The 1,054-nt window shown below is 37.3% G+C and carries 2 protein-coding genes; both read right to left on the bottom strand.

Annotated features, from left to right (window positions below):
• Positions 1-225: 225 nt before the first annotated feature.
• Positions 226-525, bottom strand: a complete 300-nt coding sequence (locus BLQ81_RS21860; RefSeq protein ID WP_092735301.1) for a helix-turn-helix domain-containing protein — start codon at positions 523-525, stop codon at positions 226-228.
• A complete protein-coding gene (locus BLQ81_RS21865) occupies positions 512-877 on the bottom strand; it encodes a type II toxin-antitoxin system RelE/ParE family toxin (protein WP_092735304.1) in 366 nt (121 codons plus the stop codon). Before BLQ81_RS21865 ends, BLQ81_RS21860 begins: the two co-directional genes overlap by 14 nt.
• Between the last annotated feature and the right edge of the window lie 177 nt (positions 878-1,054).

The raw sequence follows: 1,054 nt of genomic DNA on the forward strand, positions 1-1,054 counted from the left end.
TATCTGGAAAACTGATACCACTAAATCTACAAAATACCAATGTATTGGGAAAAGGAAAACTAAAAAATAGCAGAGACTTTTTTCACAGCCTGACGGTATTCAGCTTGGAGACGGCGGGCATTTAGAAACGTTCTCTTCCAACTTACCCCTAACTTCTTAAAGATACTGAACTTTCTATTTACTCGGAACCGCCCGCTGTATCCAAGGTGATGTTGTGCTTCGCTTTTATTCTATCGTGAATGAGATTTTTTTACCTAGTCCCAATTCTAAAATTCGATAAAGTGTTGAAAGTTGAATATCGCTTTTTCCATTCTCAATCCTGGAGATAAAGCTTTTCTTAGTCCCTGTTTTAGTGGCAAGTTGTTCTTGAGTCATATTTGAAAGTCTTCGCTCTTCTTTTATGAGTTCACCAATGGCAAAAGCCTTAGCTTTAGCCTCAAAAGCCATTCTTTTTTCTTCGCCTACTTGCCCGTACCTTTTTTCAAGGTGTTGTTCAAATGTTGTAGTTGAGCTACTTTTTTCCATCTTTCTTTTGATTGTTCTTTTCTTCAAAATACTCGGCTTTGATTTTCAATGCTTTCTCAATTTCCTTTTGAGGGGTCTTTTGAGACTTCTTTTGGAAGCCATTGAACAGCACTATCAAATTACCTTCATCAAAACAGCAAAATATCCTGTAGATATTGCTGCTATACTCTATCCGTATTTCATAGAGTCCATCATAAGCAGTCATATGCGAGAAAAACTTTCCCGGAATTCTTTCAAGAACCATAATCATATAAAGCACTTCATCAATTTTGCCTTTCACCTTTTCAGGAAGCTTGTCAAAGAAGTCATTGAAATAGTCCCTGTAGAAAATCAGTGTTCTTTTTTTCTCCATGCTGTAAAGTTAACGAATAATGGAACAAAAGAGTTGATTTAGATGCGAAAAAATGAAAAAGTGATTTTTCTAAAGTGTAGCACAATCGGGTCAGGCAAGGGAATTTCACCCTCACCTTCCCACAGAACCGTGCGTGAGACTCTCACCTCACACGGCTCTTCATGTTTATAAATCGCT

The organism is Algoriphagus alkaliphilus, assembly GCF_900103735.1.
Lineage (GTDB): Bacteria > Bacteroidota > Bacteroidia > Cytophagales > Cyclobacteriaceae > Algoriphagus > Algoriphagus alkaliphilus.

Bases quoted from the DNA above. Each gene is read 5' to 3' on its own strand.
- BLQ81_RS21860 (WP_092735301.1), bottom strand. From the start codon at position 525: ATGGAAAAAAGTAGCTCAACTACAACATTTGAACAACACCTTGAAAAA.
- BLQ81_RS21865 (WP_092735304.1), bottom strand. From the start codon at position 877: ATGGAGAAAAAAAGAACACTGATTTTCTACAGGGACTATTTCAATGAC.